Source organism: Catenulispora sp. GP43 (assembly GCF_041260665.1).
Taxonomy (GTDB): domain Bacteria; phylum Actinomycetota; class Actinomycetes; order Streptomycetales; family Catenulisporaceae; genus Catenulispora.
Window position 1 is genome coordinate 326,440 of sequence record NZ_JBGCCT010000007.1, and the last position, 18,260, is coordinate 344,699.

Annotated in this window: 13 protein-coding genes and 4 pseudogenes; 13 read left to right on the top strand and 4 right to left on the bottom strand. The window is 70.1% G+C overall.

The window, feature by feature from the left end; genetic code table 11:
• The first annotated feature begins 276 nt into the window (after positions 1-276).
• From ABH926_RS17310 to ABH926_RS17350, 9 genes and pseudogenes are all read left to right on the top strand, one after another.
• Positions 277-943 (top strand): annotated as a pseudogene (locus ABH926_RS17310) (GntR family transcriptional regulator).
• 35 nt (positions 944-978) lie between these two features.
• Positions 979-1,989, top strand: coding sequence for a dihydrodipicolinate synthase family protein (locus ABH926_RS17315; RefSeq protein ID WP_370366647.1), 1,011 nt, complete (start codon positions 979-981; stop codon positions 1,987-1,989).
• On the top strand, positions 1,980-3,770 hold the full coding sequence (gene araD / locus ABH926_RS17320) for an L-arabinonate dehydratase (protein WP_370366649.1): 1,791 nt from the start codon (positions 1,980-1,982) through the stop codon (positions 3,768-3,770). The genes ABH926_RS17315 and araD overlap by 10 nt, the downstream gene beginning before the upstream one ends.
• 201 nt (positions 3,771-3,971) lie before the next feature.
• A pseudogene (locus tag ABH926_RS17325) lies at positions 3,972-5,204 on the top strand (extracellular solute-binding protein).
• A 2-nt stretch (positions 5,205-5,206) separates the two neighbouring features.
• Positions 5,207-6,250: pseudogene (locus ABH926_RS17330) on the top strand (ABC transporter ATP-binding protein); the annotation flags it as partial.
• Between the two features lie 449 nt (positions 6,251-6,699).
• Complete coding sequence (locus ABH926_RS17335) at positions 6,700-7,467, top strand: hypothetical protein (protein WP_370366650.1); 768 nt, start codon at positions 6,700-6,702, stop codon at positions 7,465-7,467.
• A 712-nt stretch (positions 7,468-8,179) separates the two neighbouring features.
• The gene (locus tag ABH926_RS17340; protein ID WP_370366652.1) at positions 8,180-8,533 is read left to right on the top strand and encodes an LPXTG cell wall anchor domain-containing protein; all 354 of its coding nucleotides are present in this window, start codon (positions 8,180-8,182) and stop codon (positions 8,531-8,533) included.
• 160 nt (positions 8,534-8,693) lie between these two features.
• Positions 8,694-9,692 carry a winged helix-turn-helix domain-containing protein gene (locus tag ABH926_RS17345; protein ID WP_370366653.1) on the top strand — a complete coding sequence of 333 codons (999 nt, stop codon included), beginning with the start codon at positions 8,694-8,696 and terminating at the stop codon, positions 9,690-9,692.
• Positions 9,693-9,829: 137 nt separating this feature from the next.
• Complete coding sequence (locus ABH926_RS17350) at positions 9,830-11,380, top strand: hypothetical protein (RefSeq protein ID WP_370366655.1); 1,551 nt, start codon at positions 9,830-9,832, stop codon at positions 11,378-11,380.
• A gap of 61 nt (positions 11,381-11,441) precedes the next feature.
• Here ABH926_RS17350 and ABH926_RS17355 read toward each other — a convergent pair whose 3' ends face one another.
• Together ABH926_RS17355 and ABH926_RS17360 are read right to left on the bottom strand one after the other, a co-directional pair.
• Entirely contained in the window at positions 11,442-12,101 is a 660-nt protein-coding gene (locus tag ABH926_RS17355) for a GntR family transcriptional regulator (RefSeq protein WP_370366657.1), read from the bottom strand.
• Positions 12,102-12,149: 48 nt separating this feature from the next.
• A pseudogene (locus tag ABH926_RS17360) lies at positions 12,150-12,785 on the bottom strand (cupin); the annotation flags it as partial.
• Positions 12,786-12,814: 29 nt separating this feature from the next.
• On the opposite strand from ABH926_RS17360, the gene ABH926_RS17365 reads away from it, so the two are divergent.
• Positions 12,815-13,243, top strand: a complete 429-nt coding sequence (locus ABH926_RS17365) for a hypothetical protein (protein ID WP_370366659.1) — start codon at positions 12,815-12,817, stop codon at positions 13,241-13,243.
• A 251-nt stretch (positions 13,244-13,494) separates the two neighbouring features.
• Positions 13,495-13,950, top strand: coding sequence for a hypothetical protein (locus ABH926_RS17370; protein ID WP_370366660.1), 456 nt, complete (start codon positions 13,495-13,497; stop codon positions 13,948-13,950).
• Positions 13,951-14,250: 300 nt separating this feature from the next.
• On the opposite strand, the gene ABH926_RS17375 is transcribed toward ABH926_RS17370, so the two are convergent.
• Positions 14,251-14,589, bottom strand: coding sequence for a hypothetical protein (locus ABH926_RS17375; RefSeq protein WP_370366661.1), 339 nt, complete (start codon positions 14,587-14,589; stop codon positions 14,251-14,253).
• Between the two features lie 243 nt (positions 14,590-14,832).
• Here ABH926_RS17375 and ABH926_RS17380 point away from each other — a divergent pair, with 243 nt between their 5' ends.
• Together ABH926_RS17380 and ABH926_RS17385 are read left to right on the top strand one after the other, a co-directional pair.
• A complete protein-coding gene (locus ABH926_RS17380) occupies positions 14,833-14,961 on the top strand; it encodes a hypothetical protein (protein ID WP_370366663.1) in 129 nt (42 codons plus the stop codon).
• 154 nt (positions 14,962-15,115) lie between these two features.
• Complete coding sequence (locus tag ABH926_RS17385; protein WP_370366664.1) at positions 15,116-16,780, top strand: glycosyl hydrolase family 18 protein; 1,665 nt, start codon at positions 15,116-15,118, stop codon at positions 16,778-16,780.
• A gap of 67 nt (positions 16,781-16,847) precedes the next feature.
• Here the strand turns inward: ABH926_RS17385 and ABH926_RS17390 are convergent, their stop codons facing one another.
• The gene (locus tag ABH926_RS17390) at positions 16,848-18,131 is read right to left on the bottom strand and encodes an alpha/beta hydrolase (protein ID WP_370366665.1); all 1,284 of its coding nucleotides are present in this window, start codon (positions 18,129-18,131) and stop codon (positions 16,848-16,850) included.
• Between the last annotated feature and the right edge of the window lie 129 nt (positions 18,132-18,260).

Genomic DNA, 18,260 nt, shown 5'->3' on the forward strand with positions numbered 1-18,260 from the left:
AGAGCAGAGCTCCGGCCGCTCGCCGTGCGGACAGACATCGAAGGCTGGTTCGGCGCATGGTGACTCCCGTCTGCGTGGACCGTCGCGGTGAAGCTACTCGGCGGCAGCCCCGGCGCGCGCGACGCAGCGTCCTGACGTCGGGAACTGGCGCGTCAGATATGAAAGTTTCATCCGTCCCCGCCGCCGGGCCGCCCGAAGTGTTGACGGGCCAGGCAGCCGGGCTTAGGCTCCCACAGCATCTCATATATGAGATCTGACAAACCTTCTGGAGCCGCGATGCCTGATCTGGCCCTGTCGTCCCCCACGGGATCCCCGCCCGGCGCCCTGCCGTCCCGCACCGAGGCGGTGCTGGAGGCGATCAAGCGCGCGATCCTGACCGGCGAGCTCAAGCCCGGCCAGCCGCTGGTGGAGACCGAGCTGGCGGCCAAGCTCGGGGTGTCCAAGACCCCGGTGCGCGAGGCGCTCAAGACGCTGGCCGGGACCGGGCTGGTGACGATGAGTCCTTATAAGGGCGGCGGTACGGGAGATGGACCGTGCCCACGCGCGCTGCATCTACGACATGCGCCTTCTGTTGGAGCCGGTCGCGGCCGGGCGGACCGTCACGGCCCGGGGCGACTGGTCGGCGGCCCGGCGCGCGCTGGAGGCCGCCGACCGGTCGGCCGATGCCGCCGAGCGCTCGTTGGCCAACCGGGTGTTCCACCGCGAGATGTACCTCGGATGCGGCAATCCGTTGCTGGTACGGACATTGGACGACCTGCGGGACCAGACGGCTCTGGTCTCCGCCGCCGCGTGGGCCCAGCGGCCGTCGTGGGAACGGGAAGCCGGGGAGCACCGGGCGATCCTGGCGGCGGCCGTGCGCGGGAAGGCCGAGGAAGTCAGGGACCTGATGCGCAGCCACATCAGCTCGTTCGTGGCGCGCAACTTCCCCGAGGACGAAGCGTGAGCCGGGGCCGGCCCGGGGAGACGGAGCAGATATCCATGACCACCGCATCCGAAGCGGCTACGTCGGCTACGTCGGCTACGTCGGCTACGTCCGCCACGTCCGCCACGTCCGCCACGTCGGCCACGTCGGCTACGCCGCTGACCGCTCTGCGGGCCCGGCTGGCGACGGTGGTGGCGATCCCGGCCACCCCCTTCACCCCCGACGGCGGCGTCGACTGGCCCGGGCACGCCGCGCTGATCCGCCGCCTGGTCCACCACGGCGTCCAGGCCGTGACGCCCAACGGCAACACCGGCGAGTTCTACACCCTCAACGAGCCCGAGAAGCGCCGGGCGGTGGAATCCACGGTCCAGGCCGTGGACGGCCGGGCCGAGGTGGTGGCCGGCGTCGGCCTGGACATCGCCAGCGCCGTCGACGCCGCCCGGCACGCGGCCGGCGTCGGTGCCAGCGCCCTGATGATCCACCAGCCGGTGCACCCCTATCGCTCCGCCGAGGGCTGGATCGAGTACCACCGCGTCATCGCCGACGCGGTGCCCGAGCTCGGCGTCATCCTCTACGTCCGCGACGAACGCGTGGCCGGGGAACACATAGCCACGCTGGCCCGGCACAGTCCGAACGTGATCGGCGTGAAGTACGCCGTCCCGGACCCGGTACGCTTCGCCTCGGTGGCGCGCGACGCCGGGCTGGAGGCCTTCGCCTGGATCGCCGGGCTCGCCGAGCTGTCCGCGCCGGGCTACTGGGCCGTCGGCGCGACCGGGTTCACCTCCGGGCTGGTCAACGTCGCGCCCCGGCTGTCCGCGGCGATGCTGGACGCGCTGCGCGGCGGCGACTTCGCCAAGTCGATGCTGCTGTGGGAGACGGTCCGGGAGTTCGAGGAGCTGCGGGCCGCCGACGCCAGCGCCGACAACGTCAGCGTGGTGAAGGAGGCGCTGGCCCAGCTCGGGTTCATCGGCCGCGACGTGCGTCCGCCGTCCCGGGCGCTGCCGCAGAACGTGCGGGACCGGATCGCCGCCGTGCTCGACCAGTGGCGGAGCGGGGGATGGCTGTGACCGGTTCTCCTGACCGAGCTCCATACGAGGCCGGAAACCCTTCAGGCGCCTCGGATCGGCTGCGCAGCGCGGCTTGGTTCGGCCAGGGCGCGACCGGCGGCCACCTGCGCGCCTTCAGCCACCGCTCCCGCATGCGCCAGCTCGGCTACCTGCCGGAGGAGCACCTGGGCAAGCCGGTCATCGCGATCCTGAACACCTGGTCGGACATCAACCCCTGCCACATGCACCTGCGCGAGCGCGCCGAGCAGGTCAAACGCGGGGTGTGGCAGGCCGGCGGGTTCCCGCTGGAGTTCCCGGTGTCCACGCTGTCCGAAACGTTCCAGAAGCCAACCCCGATGCTCTACCGCAACCTGCTGGCGATGGAGACCGAGGAGTTGCTGCGCTCCTACCCAGTGGACGGCGCGGTGCTGATGGGAGGCTGCGACAAGACCACACCGGCGTTGCTCATGGGCGCGGCCAGCGCTGGGATCCCGGCCTTGTTCGTCCCCGCCGGACCGATGCTGCGCGGCCATCATCGGGGCAAGACGCTCGGCAGCGGCACCGACCTGTTCGGGTACTTCGACGAGTACCGCGCCGGGCGGGTGGGGGAGTGCGAGATGGCCGAGGTCGAGTGCGGCCTGGCCCGCTCGCCCGGGCACTGCATGACGATGGGCACGGCCTCGACCATGACCGCCTGCGCCGAGGCGCTGGGCATGACCCTGCCCGGCGCGTCCTCCATCCCGGCCGTCGATTCCGCGCACCACCGGATGGCCGCGGCCTCCGGCATGCGCGCGGTGGCGATCGCGCTGGAAGGGATCACGCCGCAGCAGATCATGACCCGCGAGGCGTTCGAAGACGCGGCGGCCACTGTGCTCGCCCTCAGCGGCTCCACCAACGCCCTGATCCACCTGATCGCGATGGCCGGGCGGCTCGGCGTGGAGCTAGGTCTGGACGACTTCGACGCCATCGGGGAGCGGGTCCCGGTCCTGGCCGACGTCCGTCCGGTCGGACGGTTCCTGATGGAGGACTTCTACTACGCCGGCGGTCTCAGGGCTCTGCTGCGCCAGCTGGCCGAGGTCCCCGGGGCGTTGCACCCGGACCGGCCGACCGTCGCCGGGAGCCCGTTCGGCACGTACTACGCCGAGAGCCAGACCCACGACCCCGAGGTGATCCGCACGCCGCGGAACCCGGTCGCCGAGCACGGCGGCGTCGCTGTCCTGCGCGGCAACCTGGCCCCGGACGGCGCGGTCATCAAGCACGTGGCCGCCGAGCCGCGCCTGCTCACGCACAGCGGACCGGCCGTCGTCTTCGACTCCTACCCCGACCTGCAGGCCCGCATCGACGATCCGGCGCTGGGCGTCACCGAGGACACGGTCCTGGTGCTGCGCGGCGCCGGTCCCCTCGGCGGGCCCGGCATGCCGGAGTACGGGATGCTGCCGATTCCCGCCTACCTGCTCAAGAAGGGCGTGAAGGATCTGGTCCGGATCTCCGACGCGCGGATGAGCGGCACCAGCTATGGGACCTGTGTCCTGCACGTCGCACCGGAGTCGCACGCCGGCGGGCCGCTGGCGCTGGTGCGCACCGGGGACGTGATCACCCTCGACGTCCCGGCCCGTACGCTGCGCCTGGAGGTCGACGACGCCGAGCTCGAACGGCGCCGCGCGGCCTGGGAGCCGCCGGCGCCACGGTTCGAACGCGGCTACGGCTCGCTGTACGCCGAGCACATCACGCAGGCGAATCAGGGCTGCGATTTCGACTTTCTGGCCCGGCCCGGTGTGAACCCGGCGCCGGATCCGCACTGACGATCCACCGCAAGGCAACGAAGCAGGACGCAACACTTCAAGGCAACGAAGCAGGACGTACCACTTCACGGCCACCGTCGCGGCCCGAATCCGCCCGCCGGTCTCCGCATCACCGCTCCCGCATCACCGTTCCCGCATCACCGCCCCCGCCGCACCTCAGCGGCGCCGGCTCCGCACTCTCACCAAGCGAAGGACACCCCTATGTCCGTGCGCAATACAGCCATGTCCCGGCGCAGCCTGCTCAGCTCGCTGGCCGCCGGCGCCGCCACCGCGCCCCTGCTCTCCGCGTGCGGCGCACCGGGATCGTCGAGCTCTGCCAAGGCCGCGCCGCCGAGCACGCTGGCCACCGTGCCGTCCAAGCCGGTGGCGCTGAACATCCTGGACGTGGCCGGGAACCTGCAGCTGACCCAGCCGATCCTGGACGCCTTCAAGGCCCAGCACCCGCAGATCGTCTCCGGCATCACCACCAGCACCGGCACCGCGCCGGAGCTGGCGCCGAAGGTGCAGGCGCAGCAGCAGGGCGGGAACGTGCAGATCGACCTGGTGCTCACCGGCACCGACGGCCTGGCCGCCGGGATCGAGAAGCAGCTCTGGTACGACCTCAAGCCCTACTACGACACCTTCTTCCCGAACCTGATGGCGAACTACCAGCCCGCCGCCGCCTCCATGGCCGCGCTCGCGCAGGACCAGGGCATCGAACTGGTGGTCACCCCCTCCGGGCCGCTGCTGGAGTACGACCCCGGCAAGGTCGCGGCGCCCCCGACCACGCCGGACGCGCTGCTGGCCTGGGCCCAGGCGCACCCCGGCAAGTTCCAGTACGCCCAGCCCCGCAACTCCGGCCCCGGCCGCACGTTCCTCATGGGCCTGCCGTACCTGCTCGGCGACTCCGACCCCAGCGATCCGACCAACGGCTGGGCCAAGACCTGGGACTACCTGGCGTAGCTGGGCAAGTACGTCGAGAGCTACCCGACGAAGACCTCCGCGACGATGACCGGCATCGCGCAGGGCACCGTCTGGATCATCGCCTCCACGGCCGGCTGGTACATCAACCCGCGGGCCACCGGCACCGTCCCGGCCGGCGTCAAGGTCGCCAAGTTCGACAACCTGACCTGGGTCAGCGACGCGCAGTACGGCGTGATCCCCAAGGGGATCCCGGCCGACCACCTCACCGCGGTGCTGCGGCTGCTGGCCTTCGCCCTGACCCCGGATCAGCAGGCTGCGACGTACGACCAGGGCTACTTCTACCCCGGCCCCGCGGTGAAGGGCGTGACCCTCTCCCAGGCGCCGGCCGCCTCGCAGCAGGTCGTCCAGAAATACGGCGACCCCGACTTCGACGCCTGGACCTCCTCCGGTCCGATCCGCAACTCGCTGCCCGCCCAGGCCCAGGTCACCGCGTTCGACTTGTGGGACAAGAAGATCGGCGCGGCGAAGTGACGATGACCGCCGCGCCCTCCCCCTCCCCGCAGGCCTCGCCCCCGCGCCGGCCCGCCTCCCAACTCGGCCGGCTGAGCCTGCGGGGCGTCAGCCGGGCCTACGGGACCCACACCGCCTTGCACCCGCTGGACCTGGACATCACCGGCGGGGAGTTCATCGCTCTGCTCGGGCCCTCGGGCTGCGGCAAGACCACGGCGCTGAACTGCCTGGCCGGGCTGCTGCCGCTGACCGCCGGCGAGATCGAGCTCGACGGCCGCCGCGTGGACACGCTGCCGCCGGAGAAGCGCGGGTTCGGCATGGTGTTCCAGAACTACGCGCTGTTCCCGCACCTGACCGTGCGCGCGAACGTCGCCTTCGGCCTGAAGATGCGTGGCGTGGCCAAGGCCGAGACCGAACGGCGCGTCGCCGACGTGCTGAGCCTGGTCCGGCTCACCGAGCACGCCGCCAAACACCCGGCGCAGCTGTCCGGCGGCCAGCAGCAGCGGGTCGCCATCGCCCGCGCCATCGTGACCGAACCGGCCCTGGTGCTGATGGACGAGCCGCTGTCGAACCTGGACGCGGCCCTGCGCCTGGCGATGCGCGGCGAGATCCGGCGCATCCACCAGGACTTCGGACTGACCACGGTCTACGTCACGCACGACCAGGAGGAAGCGCTGTCGCTGGCCGACCGGCTGGTGGTGCTGCACGACGGCCGGGTCAGCCAGATCGGCACGCCCGCCGAGCTCTACGAACACCCCGCCGATCCGCACGTCGCGGCGTTCATGGGCTATCGCAACCTGCTGCCGCTCGCGGTGACCTCGGCCGATCGCACGACGGCGCTCGCCGAGGGCGACGGGCTGCGGATCGTCGGGACCCCGGCCGGCACTCCCGCCAACGCCCGCGCCGGCATCCCCGCCGGTACCTCTGCCGGCGAACCGTTGTCGGCCGGGCAGCCGGTGCTGGTCGCGATCCGCCCGGAGGACCTGCGGGTCGCCGCCGAGGGTGAGACCGCGATCGGCGAGGCGGTCGCGGAGATCGTCGAGTACCACGGCCGGGTGCTGCACGTGATGGTGTGGCGCAGGACGCCGAGGACCCAGGCCGGATCGGTCGCGCCGCCGCGCAGGGCCCGCAGTGCCGCCGTGGGATTGCGGAACGCGCGGTCCGCGATCCACCTGCGCAGGACGCGTCCGCGCGGTGCCTTGGCGCACGCGATGTCGAGGACGTCCTGGCCGACCTCGTCGCGCTGCATGATGGCGAACGGGATGGTCGTCTGCTCCGTCCGCTCCAACAGCCGGTGCAGGATCGAGTCGGGAGTGGCCTCGTTGGCCGCCAGGTTCTCGCGCTGCGGGACGGTGCCGCGAGCCAGGACGTACTCCACCAGCGCGCGGCATAACGGGGCCTCTTCGGTGAGCTCCGTGATGGTGCGCTTCATGTTCCGGGTGAGCAGGGCCTTTTCCGCGACCTCGGGCGGTGCTGTCGCGAGCAGGATGTTGGCGGCGTCCAGCCGGGTGTAGAGGTGCGCGCCGACGTGGCCGGGGGTCCAGCGGTCGTGGGCCGCGCCGGGATCGGCGAGCAGGTCGACGAGGGTGCCCGAGTACTGGTTTACCTTGCTGACGGCTTGCGCCCAGCGTCTCGGATCATCCGCCAACCGCTCGGTGGCGTAGTGCTCTATAAGGGCTCGTATATCGTCCGCCGCCCGCCGTTCTCCCGGCCGCGTGGCCTCCGAGACCTCGCTGACGGCGAGCAACGCGGTGAGGCCGGCCGGGCGCGTGTGCTCCAGGACCTCGGTGGCCGACATGGTTCCGGCGCGCAGCGCGTACAGGGCCGTCTCCCGTATTCGCTCCAGTCCGTTGGAGACAGGATACTGACAGCTGTCGACGATCTCGCGGTACATATCGACGGACACCGGCTTCGTGCTGCCGTCCGGCGAGGCGTCGAACGTCTCGCGCAGCGCGTATCTGAACGGCAATCCGTCGAAGCGCCGGAACCCCAGAAAGGTGAAGTCGCCACCCCGGCCGGCCCACAACGCGCGATGCTTCTTCGCCTCCTTCTTCAGGCCGTGGTCCGCCAAGGTCGTGATGACGCTCGCCGCCTCAGCCGCGTCGAGCTGATCGGCGTACGGCATCAGGGCCAGGACCAGGTCCGGGTCATCGGCAGCCGCCAGCAGGTGAAGCAGATCCTTGTCGAGCCTCCCGCCGGAGCCGGCCGCCACGGCATCCAGCAGCATCCGCTTGACCCGCCGCGGGATGACGGTGCGACGGTCGGGCCCCTTGCGTTCCCGTAGGATCGCGCGGCGCGCCCTGGTCGCCGGGAAGGTCGCGGGCTCGTCCTCGAAGAACGCCGCGTCGGCCTCCGGATCGAAGCGCATCAGGATGCGATCGACGGTGTTCGCCCCTTCCGCGTCGCCGTACAGCAGCACTTGGCGGACCAGCGCCGCCAGCGCACAGGAGGGCCCCTCGGTCAGGATGTACTCGCGAAACGGCACGCTGAGCCGGCCGTGCAAGACCTCGACGGCCGCGGCGAGCTCGGCCTCGGGCAGCGCGGACGCGACGGCCGATATGTCGGTCGGCCGCGCCGATTCGAGCAGCCGCAGGAGTCGGCCGAGGGCCGCCGCGCGTTCGGGGCTCACAGCCGGCGACGACTCGGTCGGGGAGCTCGTCGGGGAGCTGGGGATCATCCGTACCACACGCCTTTCGCCCGAGCCCGAAACATCAAGGCTAGGGGATCGGTCGGCGGCGCGGTACGGGTGCCCGGGAGCGGTCGATGTCGGGGGTTTTATATGAACATCCAGATGCCTCTTGCGCAGGAGAGCGAAATCAGAGATGGTCTATCCGCCGCTGCGGGAGGCACCGCGGGACCGCGGTCTCTACACCGCAGCGGACCAACTTCCCCTGCGTCGCCCCAGGCGTATCGCCGCCGATTCACGCTGCCCCGAATGTGAAGATCAAGAGCGAAGATAGCCACTTTCGGACATCTCGGGACGGCGGGACGGCACCATGCGGGTTCATGCGGAGGCGGCGTCGCTGGCGGTCGCTGTGATGACTGCGGCAGCGGTGTTCGCACCGGTGCGGGCCTTCGCCGATCCTGATCCGAAGCCCCCGCTGTCGATCACGTATGTCGCGCGCAACACGATGCGCCGGCCGACGCCGCCCCCGCCGCCGGGCCCGCCCCCGCCGCCGGCGCCTCCGCACAAGTGGCCCACGCCGCACGTGCCGCCGCGTGTTCCCACGCTGCCGCGCACCGGGATGGAATTGTCGGCTGCGGCGCTGGCGTTCCCGATGGTCTTGCTGGGCGCGGTCCTGGTGTTCGTCGGGCGGCGGCGGACTCAGGGCTCGTCCCCGCGATCCTAAACAAACCCTGAGAATCCGAAATCGGTGCCCACCGTTTGAGCTCCGACGGGGCTTTAGAAGTCAGACGCTGCTCGACCGCTTCTCGGCTCAGTAGCAGTCGCCACACCTTCAGCCACCGAAGGGGTTCTGTAATGACGCGAGGTCGAATCGGGGGATCCGCATGCCTTATACGTGCCTTGATTTAGGGGACGCGACGCGCCTGCGGATCAGCGTGGTGCGCGACCCGGCACCCACTCTGATATCGCTGGTGGCCGACGTCTTCGGCCGCAGGCCGCAGGGAGTGAGCGAGCCCTGGCGCCGGCTGGTTCGCAGCACAGCGCCTCCCGACGCGGCCGCGGTGCTCCATCCGCTGTTCGCGCCGACCACCGCGGTGCTGCCGGACTGCATCAGTCCGGAGGTTCGCAACCGGGCGGACGGAGGCGGTTTGGCCGAGTACCTCACTCGGATCCGGGACACCGCGCCTGAGGCGCTGCTCGACGAGCTCCACACCTTCTTCGGTGCGGACCTGCCACGGCAGTGGCGCCCGGTGTCGGCGGCCCCGGCACGCTGGTTGAACCGCGTAGCGGACGTCATGGCGAGTGCCTGGGAGGGGTTCGCGCCGGTTTGGAGCAGCGCATCAGTGCTCTTCGACCGGGAGTTCGAGCGCGTCGGCACCGCGGTGGTCCGCGGGGCGACGGAAGCGATCCTGCTCGGGTTCGGCTCCCGTCGGCATCGGTATCAGGGCGGCCGGCTCTACATCGAGGACCGGTTTCCGGAGGCGTTCGTGCTCGGCGACCGCACCCTCGCCTTGACCCCGATCGTCTCCAGTTCCACGCCGCTGCTGTGTGAACTCGACCGGCCGGACAAGGTGTGGCTCGGCTACGCCATGCCCGGGCAGCGGAGACTGTGCGACTCGGACGCCGAGCAGCCTCGGCGCGACACCCTCGCCGTCGCCGTGGGCCCGGCCCGCGCGGTCATCCTGCGGATGCTGACGGCGCCGGCGACGATGTCCGACGTCGCCAAGCGGCTCAACGTCAGCCCGCCGGCGGCCACCTACCACTGCCGGCAGTTGGAGGACGCCGGCCTGCTCGTCCGGCGGCGAAACGGATCACACATCCATGTTCAGCGGACGGTCCGCGGCGGGGCTTTGGTGGACATCTTCTCCTCGTCGGCATTCTGAGTTTTATCGAACGGCCTCGCAACTACTTAAACTTCCCTTGAAGTAAGCGCCGCCACCTGCGGATATAGCCCGTCTGGAACGACAGGTCGGGCTGTTCGCGCTGTTCGCAAATTGATTCGGCTTCAACGATTACTTAAGTGTTTGTCCAGCCTTACTGCGAACTCGATACTCGGGGTTCAGTCGATTTCAGCGGTTCCTGGAAGGCACTCATGCTCCTGCGTCGAATACGCGATCGTGGCTTCATCGCCGCGAACCTTCCTGTGCTCACGGCCACGGTCGCAGTGATCGCCGTGATCCTCGTGAACAGCTGGCGCTATCGGCATACCGCCGTCGACGACTCGCTGATCTACGATCGATACTTCCGGAACTTCTTCGACGGCGACGGACTCGTGTACAACCGGGGCCAGCGTTTCAACGGGCTGACGGCGCCGTTCTACGCGTACGTGATGCTCGCGTTCGGATGGTTCTTCGACACGCCGGTGCATGAGGCGTGGGTGTTCTCCACGGTGTTCATGCTCGCCGCCGCCGTGCTGGCGATCCAGTGGGGCCGGCTGCGCGGGCAGGGGCTCGGTATCTCGCTCGGCCTGTGTGCCGGCTTCTCGCTGCCCTACTTTTACAGCACCTACGGGATGGAGACCGGCCTCTTCCTGTTCTTGATCGTCGCATGCCTCTACCTGTATGAGACCAAGCGCTATCAAGCATTGGCCATCGCCGGGGCGTTGACGGTTCTGACCCGTGGAGAGGGTTCGATCCTGCTCGTCATGCTCGTCGCGGACCATCTGATCCGCAGGCGGCCCCTGCCCTCCTGGCGGATCCTTATCGCTCCCGCGCTGATCCTCCTCACGCATTACACATTCAACTGGCTGTACTACGGCACATTCGAGCCGGCCACCGCGCATGCGAAGATCTGGCAGGGACAATCAGGCCTGTGGGACGACGAGCAGTTCCTGGACGCGCGCCGCTACATGCAGTCCTGGTTCTTCGAGGACAAGTCCTGGTTGTGGCAGGGGCTCGCGGCGCTTGCGATCGTCGGCGTACTCGTCCGAATCCGGCAGACGCTACCGATCCTGGCGTTCGCCGTCGGCTATTCGTCCTTCTTCTATTTCCTGCACATCCCTGACTACTTCTGGTACTACGCCCCACTCCTCTTCCTCTACTTCTGCTACGCAGGGCTGGGAATCACCGACGTGGCCTCGCTGTTCGGCCGCGGCCTGGCCGGAGCCAGGGCCGCCGGGTCGACTCAAGTCGGGGCGGCGATGGCGATCGGCACGCTGGTCACCGGACTCGCGCTTCTGAATCTTCCCGCGCAGGGCGGTGGTCCAGACCGGTATCAGTCGGCTGCGAAGTGGTTGGTGAACAACGTGCCCGCCGATTCGACGCTGGCGGCGGACGAGATCGGCACCCTGGGGTACTACTCGCATCTCAATATCGTCGACATCCTCGGCCTGGTGAACCCGGACAACGCCCGCTACATAGGCGAGCGCCACTTCGATGCCTGGACCGACGAGTACCACCCTGACTACTACCTTGTTCACAGCACCGGCGTCGGTGCCCCGATGTGGACGATGGAGCACGGGGTGCAGAAGCTCGTGGAGCAGCACAAGCTCTGGGTGGCGACGGGCTTTCCCCATTTGCCCGGGCTGGTTCTGTACTGCCGCGAGGGTGCGCCGGCCTGCTCGCCGATCTGATTCTGATCAGCCGTGTGAAGATCCCGATCTCATGTGAAAGTCCCGATCCCATCTGATCCGATCACACCGGCAGCCCGAGCAGCGCCTCCCGCGTCCCCCGCAGATGCTCCTCGGCGGCCTGCCTGAACTGCTCGGTGGTGCCGGTCGCGATGAGCTCGGCCAGCCGGGCGTGCTGCGCGGCGATGCTGTGGCGGCGTTCGGCGGTGCGGCGCAGTGCGTGGCTGCCCATGCGGAGCTGGCGGTCGCGGAGGACGTCGTAGAAGTCGGCGAGCAGGTCGTTGCCCGCCGTGCGCACGATCAGCTCGTGGAAGGTCCGGTCCTCGGCGACGAAGCCGGTGTGGTCTCCGGCGGCGGCGAGTTCCTGCTGGCGGTGCATCGAGGCGGTCAGTTCCGCGGCCAGCTCGGCGCGGGTGTCGGCGTCGGCGGCGATGACCTGTTCGGCGGCGAAGGCCTCGATCAGCAGGCGGGCCTGGAGCACCTGCTGGATCTCGGCCACCGAGACGGGGACGACGAGCGCGCCGCGTTTGGGGTGCAGGCGCAGTGCGCCCTCGGTTTGCAGGCGCAGGAACGCCTCGCGCACCGGGGTGCGGCTCAGGGCGGTCGCCGAGGCGATCTCGCCCTCGCTGATCAGATCGCCGGCGGCGAAGGCTCCGCTGAGGATCTGCTGCCTGGTGTAGGTGTATGCGCGCTCGGCCGCTGAGGCCTTGCCGGTGTCGGTCATCCCCGCCTCTCTCGTGCTCGTGCTGCCTGTTCGGGTGCTGACAGGGCTTCAGCGACGGTCGCTGAAGCGGATGTCCAGGGAACGAAGGTAAGTATGGAGCCCGGCGTCCTGGATCGGGATCAGGTGCGCGTCGGTGCCGGTCTCGTTGACGTGCGCGTGCCACTTGCCGGGCGGTGTGATGAACGCGCCGCCGGGGACCCAGTCCACGCGCACCGGGTCGATGATCTCGCCGCGGTCGTCGAGGCGGTCGCCGAGCAGGGTGTAGCAGCCTTCCGGGGTGTCCAGGATCAGGTCCAGCGCGACCGACTGGTGGCGGTGCGGACGCTGGATCTGGCCAGCCGGGAGCAGGCCGAACATCGCCCAGAGGGTGTGCGTGATGGTCAGGGTCTGGGTCTGCTCGGCGTTGGCCAGCAGGACGCTGACCCGGTTCTTGGCGTTGGCGCCGGGGCGTCCGGCGATCGCCGCGAGCTCGTCGGTGAGGCGCTGGCGGGGGAACTTGGCCGGGCGGAAGCGTGCGGTCTTCGGGGTGACGCCGAGGTGGCGCAGCAGGGGCTCGTCCGTGACCCAGTACAGCGCGGCGTCGGTGAGGCCGTGGTGGGTGGCCGGGGTGTGGGCGGGGAGGGTGAGGACGTCGCCCTTCTCCCAGGTGACGACGTGCCCTGAGATCTCCGACCAGCCGCGTCCGGAACCGAGCCCTGACGGCGCACGGGATCGTGCAGAACACGCTGCCGCGCGGCGGCGTGCCGGGTCTGCGGTCGCTCACGGCGTGGCTGTCCGTCCCGCATCCCCGCCACCGTTCGGCAGGCCGCGGACCGGTCCTCGGCCCCGGCGCCGGGAGCACCGAGGCCGACGCGGCCTACGCCGAGCTGCGGCTGGCGGCCGCCCTCCGCGACGCCGACCCGGTCGCCCGGGCCGCCTACGCGCTGCTCGTCCTGGAGGGGCTCACCAACCGCCAGGCTGAGACGGTGCTGGCCCAGGCCGGAGTCGTCAACCACCGCAACGGCGTCGCCGCCGGGCAGCGCATGGCCCTGATCCACCCGGCCGAAGTGGCGTCGTCCAGCGAGTTCGACCCCTGCACACTGCGCACCGGACCGGTCGATCTGCCGCGGCGCCGGCGCCGGCGGCCGTCCGCTCGGTCGTGACGACGCCGAACGGGACCATCACCCTCACACAGGTCCCCGCCGACCTGTGGCTGCACACCGCCCGCCCCGATTTCAGCGCCTGGCCCGACCGCAGCCCGGCCGGGGCCGATGGCTCCGCCGTGACGGCCGCCCTCGCGGCCCGGACCAGTTCTACCTCTGGTCCTACTTCTGGTTCTAGTGCCGCGGCTGGCAACGTTTGCCTGGTTGTTCACGGGGCTCTTCTGTCGGCGCATTCGGCTACCGTCTGCGCCGTGGGGTATCAGACGGAATTTGTGGGCGCTTTCGCTGTCATGCCGCCGCTGACCGCTGACGAGGTCGCCTTCCTGCGGCGCTTCGCTGAGACCAGGCATGGCGATGGCCTGCCAAGCCGGTGGTGCCACTGGGAGGCCACGGGCGAGGGGAACGTCATCCGGTGGAACGGGGGGCCGCAGTTCTACGAGCCCGAGAAGTGGATAGCGTATCTGATCAGCCACTTCCTCCTGCCCGGCCACGTGGTGAACGGCGCCGTCGACGCCCGGGGCGAGGAGGCCGGCGACGTCTGGCGGCTCGTCGTCACCGACAATGTGGTGACCGTGCGCGCCAACGGATGGGAATACGGCCCTATCACCGAAGCCACCCCTGACCGCACGCCTGGCATCTACCAGAACCCGGAGTGCTGGCCAGACGACCAAGTCTCACCCCTCGATGAGAACCGATCCGCTGGCTAGTGCCACGGCTGATAACGCTCGCTCTCAGTGTCCCGCGACGGCACCAGCCGGGGCGGAACCCGTCCGGCGCGCCGCGAACTACCGGGCAAACGCTGCCAGCCGCGGCACTAGGTCCGGTGCGGCCTCCGGTTCTAACTCCGGTTCTAGTTCTGGTTCTAGTTCTGGTTCCAGCTCCGGCATCGTGCAAGCCGGGCCCGGAACCTCGGCCGCGGCCCCGGTCGCGCCGGTGCGGGTGCTGTGGAACGGCCGGCTGGACGGCGCCACCGTCGTCCTCCTCGCCGACGCCACCCGGCTGGCCCGCTACACCCGCCCCGACAACCCCAGCGCCGAGGACCCGGTGCGGCTTGACCTGACCCGCGCCGACGACTCCGACGTCACCTCCGGCGGCGCCGTGCTGCTGCGCTCGACCGGGGCCGGCGACCGGTGGCTGGTCGCGCCGTGGGTCGTGGAGGTCGCCGCCCGCGACTTCCGGCAGCCGGACGTGCTGGCCCGGACGGTCGGCACCGTGAACGGCGTCACCGCCGAGGTGCCGCGCCCGCCGGCGACCGGCTGTGCGAACTGGCCGGCGCTCCAGCTGCGCTCCTCGCCGCTGGTCGCCGAACACCACGCCTTCCTGATCACCGATCTGGGCGGCGTCACCGGCGCGCACCTGACCTTCACCCCGGCACCCTCACACGGCGCCGCGCAGTCGCCGCGCGAGGCCACACCGGCTCCACGGCCACCACGTTCCTGCCGCCGGGCAGCGCGCCCGGGCAGCAGACCGGATCGGAGGCCGAGGGCCGCACGTGCAGCCGGTTCTCGCAGCACATCGTCGCCGACATCCGGTGGCGCTCGCCGCAGGGCAAGCAGTACCTGCTCTCCGGATCGCGGCACGTTACCTCGATGCAGGTCGGCTCGGCGACCGTCGCAGCACCCGATCACACGGCCGCGCTGCCCGCCGAGGGCGCCTCGGCGCCGGCGATCACCGGGGTGCTGGACATCGGTGGGACCGTGGCGCCGTTGGCGCGCTGAGAGCGGCGCTGCCCTTTTACACCCCCGCCGGAAACGGTCAAGCCAGACGTCTTGACAGCCCCACAGGTCTAGTCCAATCTGCGTGCTAGCCGCAGCTCCGGAGCAGCAGGCGCATCCGCCCACTCGCCATGTAGTGCTGCCTGGAGGACGTTTGATGCTCAGGAATCTCAGTTCTCGCCGACGACAACTGCTCGCCTCAGCCGGGGCAGCGGCCGGCGCGCTCGCGCTCGCCGGAGCGGCCGCGGGCTTCGCCGCGGACGCCACCGCCGCCCCGGGTTCGGCCCCGGCTGCGGCGTCCGGCAACCTGCTGACCAACCCCGGGTTCGAAACCGGGGACCTGTCCGGTTGGACGTGCGACGCCGGTACAGGAGCCGTCGTCGGTACGCCAGTGCGCTCCGGCAGCCACGCGCTGGCCGGCACGCCGAGCAGCTCGGACGACGCCCAGTGCACGCAGACCGTCTCGGTACAGCCGAACACGGCGTACACGTTCTCCGGGTACGTCGAAGGGTCCTACGTCTACATAGGCGTGACCGGCGGCACCTCCACGTGGACGCCGTCGACGACCAGCTGGCAGCAGCTGTCGGTGTCGTTCACGACCGGCGCGTCGCAGACCTCCCTGCAGGTCTACCTCCACGGCTGGTACGCCGAGCCGGTGTACTACGCCGACGACCTGGCGCTGACCGGCCCGGCCGGACCGCCGCCCACGACCCCGAGCACGACGCCCACCACCCCGGCCACCACCCCCACGACGCCGCCGACCACGCCGACCACACCGACCACACCACCCACGACACCGACCACGCCGACGAGCTCGACGCCGACCAGCCCGTCCTCTTCCAGCTCCTCCTCCGCGCCCGGTGGAAGCACCTGCCCGGTCAAGTCGCGCCCGGCCGGCAAGGTGATCCAGGGGTACTGGGAGAACTGGGACGGCGCGCTCAACGGCGTGCACCCCGGTCTGGGCTGGATCCCGATCGACGACCCGCGGATCCAGCAGCACGGCTACAACGTGATCAACGCCGCCTTCCCGGTCATCCTCTCGGACGGCACCGTGGAGTGGCAGGACGGCATGGACACCAACGTCAAGGTCGGCTCTCCCGCCGACTACTGCGCCGAGAAGGCGGCCGGCGGGACGATCCTCATGTCGATCGGCGGCGCCACCGCCAGCGTCGACCTCAGCTCCAGCGCGGCGGCCGACAAGTTCGTGGCGACGATCGTGCCGATCCTGAAGCAGTACAACTTCGACGGCATCGACATCGACATCGAGACCGGCCTGACCGACAGCGGAAACATCAACACCCTGTCCACCTCGCAGCAGAACCTGGAACGCATCATCGACGGCGTGCTGGCGCAGATGCCCTCGAACTTCGGGCTGACCATGGCGCCGGAGACCGCGTACGTGACCGGCGGGAGCGTGACGTACGGTTCGATCTGGGGCGCGTACCTGCCGATCATCAAGAAGTACATGGACAACGGCCGGCTGTGGTGGCTGAACATGCAGTACTACAACGGCAGCATGTACGGCTGCTCCGGCGACTCCTACGAGGCGGCCACGGTGCAGGGCTTCCAGGTCCAGACCCAGTGCCTGAACAACGGCCTGACCATCCAGGGCACGACGATCAAGGTGCCGTACGACCACCAGGTCCCCGGCCTGCCCGCGCAGCCCGGCGCCGGCGGCGGGTACATGACGCCGTCGCTGGTCTCGCAGGCGTGGAACAGCGTCGGCGGACAGATCAAGGGGCTGATGACCTGGTCCATCAACTGGGACGGGTCGCTGGGATGGACGTTCGGGGACAACGTGAAGGGATTGGAAGGACGCTGAGATAGCCGAAAGCAGTCGCCGGGTCCCACGCCCGAATCAGGCGTGGGACCCCGCGACGGCGACGGTCCTACCGCTCGTTCTCCGTGAAGAACGCCAGCACCTGCGGCGTGGCCAGCTCCGCCGAGGTGTTGTGGTCGACGTCGCCGACGTCGACCAGCTTGACGCGGTCGCCGTGCGCGGCGAGCTGCGCCTGGCACTGCTGGGCGTTGGCGAAGGCGACGCCGTCGTCTCCGTCGGCGCCGTAGATCTGCGCCGGGGCGTTCGGGTGCCAGTCGCAGGAGACGTCGTTCTGCGTCATCGCCTTCAGCAGTGCGCCGGTCGGGTGCTGCAAACGTGCCAGGTACTGCGGGGTGAGCAGTGCCGTGGGGCTGCTCGGCAGCGCCGACAGGATGTCCTGCTCGGTGTGGTTGCCGTCGTAGAGGCCTTCGACGATGGAGGCGTACGGCTGCTGGAAGACCTCCGCCGGGTTGTCGTAGAAGTGGTAGATCCGGTTCATCGCCACGGACCAGAAGGAGATGTAGAGCACTTCGCTCTCAGGGTTGAGCGAATTGTGCAGCAGCGCGGGGATCTCCGCGGTGCGCACGTTGTACGGGCCGCTCATCGGGGCGACAGCTCCCAGATGCCAGTAGGCGCCGGCCTGGCCCTGCTGGATGGCGTGTGCGAAACCCATCGCCGCCGCGCCGCCCTGGGAGAAGCCGGTGACGTCGACCCGCGGGTTCAGGTTCGTGTCGTGCTGCCCGGCCAGGGCGCGGCTCGCCGTCAGCATGTCCTCCGAGGCGGTGACCTCAGAGGCCAGATCCATGTACGGATGGACTCCGGGGCCCGTGCCCAGCCCCAGGTAGTCCGGGGCGACGGCGGCGTATCCGGCCGAGGCGAACAGCTCGACGGCCTCGCGGTCGCCGCCGCCGGCGGTGACGGACGCGACCGCGTCGCGGGTCGGGTTGGTGCCGTGGTCGTAGGAGATGACACTCAGCCGGTCGCCGGCGCCGCTGGGCAGGGCGACCAGGCCGCTGGCGGTCGTAGGACGGCCCTGCGGGTCGACGGTGCTGTAGGTGATGCGGTAGTCGGTGACCGCGTAGCGCACCCGCTTGGTGTCGCCGAAGAACGGGACGACCGCCGCCTGCACCTGGGCCGGGGACAGCGCCGCGACCTCGGTCACCGACAACAACCGGCCGCGCTCGTGGTGCTGGCGGCCGAGCTCGGCAGCGCCAGGGCCTGATTCCGCAGCGTTCGCGCCGGCGCCGGCGGAGGCGGCCGAGGCGGCGGGAGCGACGGCCAGCAGCAGCGCGCCCGCCGCGCCGACCGCGACGGACTTCGCTGTGTGCTTGCGAAGGCGGCTGTGTGAACGCATGATGGCTCTCTTTTCCCCGAGATGGACGAACTGAGGTGATGCCTCAAGTCTCCGAGTCGGGACGTGCTCGCACGATGGCCCTACATGGTGTTTGCGGGGTGTACGTAGGTACACCGCTCAGGAAAGCCC

Coding starts and splice junctions, on each gene's coding strand:
- ABH926_RS17315 (WP_370366647.1), top strand. CDS start 979: ATGACCACCGCATCCGAAGCGGCTACGTCGGCTACGTCGGCTACGTCG.
- araD (WP_370366649.1), top strand. CDS start 1,980: ATGGCTGTGACCGGTTCTCCTGACCGAGCTCCATACGAGGCCGGAAAC.
- ABH926_RS17340 (WP_370366652.1), top strand. CDS start 8,180: ATGCGGGTTCATGCGGAGGCGGCGTCGCTGGCGGTCGCTGTGATGACT.
- ABH926_RS17345 (WP_370366653.1), top strand. CDS start 8,694: ATGCCTTATACGTGCCTTGATTTAGGGGACGCGACGCGCCTGCGGATC.
- ABH926_RS17355 (WP_370366657.1), bottom strand. CDS start 12,101: ATGACCGACACCGGCAAGGCCTCAGCGGCCGAGCGCGCATACACCTAC.
- ABH926_RS17380 (WP_370366663.1), top strand. CDS start 14,833: ATGCAGGTCGGCTCGGCGACCGTCGCAGCACCCGATCACACGGCCGCG.
- ABH926_RS17385 (WP_370366664.1), top strand. CDS start 15,116: ATGCTCAGGAATCTCAGTTCTCGCCGACGACAACTGCTCGCCTCAGCC.
- ABH926_RS17390 (WP_370366665.1), bottom strand. CDS start 18,131: ATGCGTTCACACAGCCGCCTTCGCAAGCACACAGCGAAGTCCGTCGCG.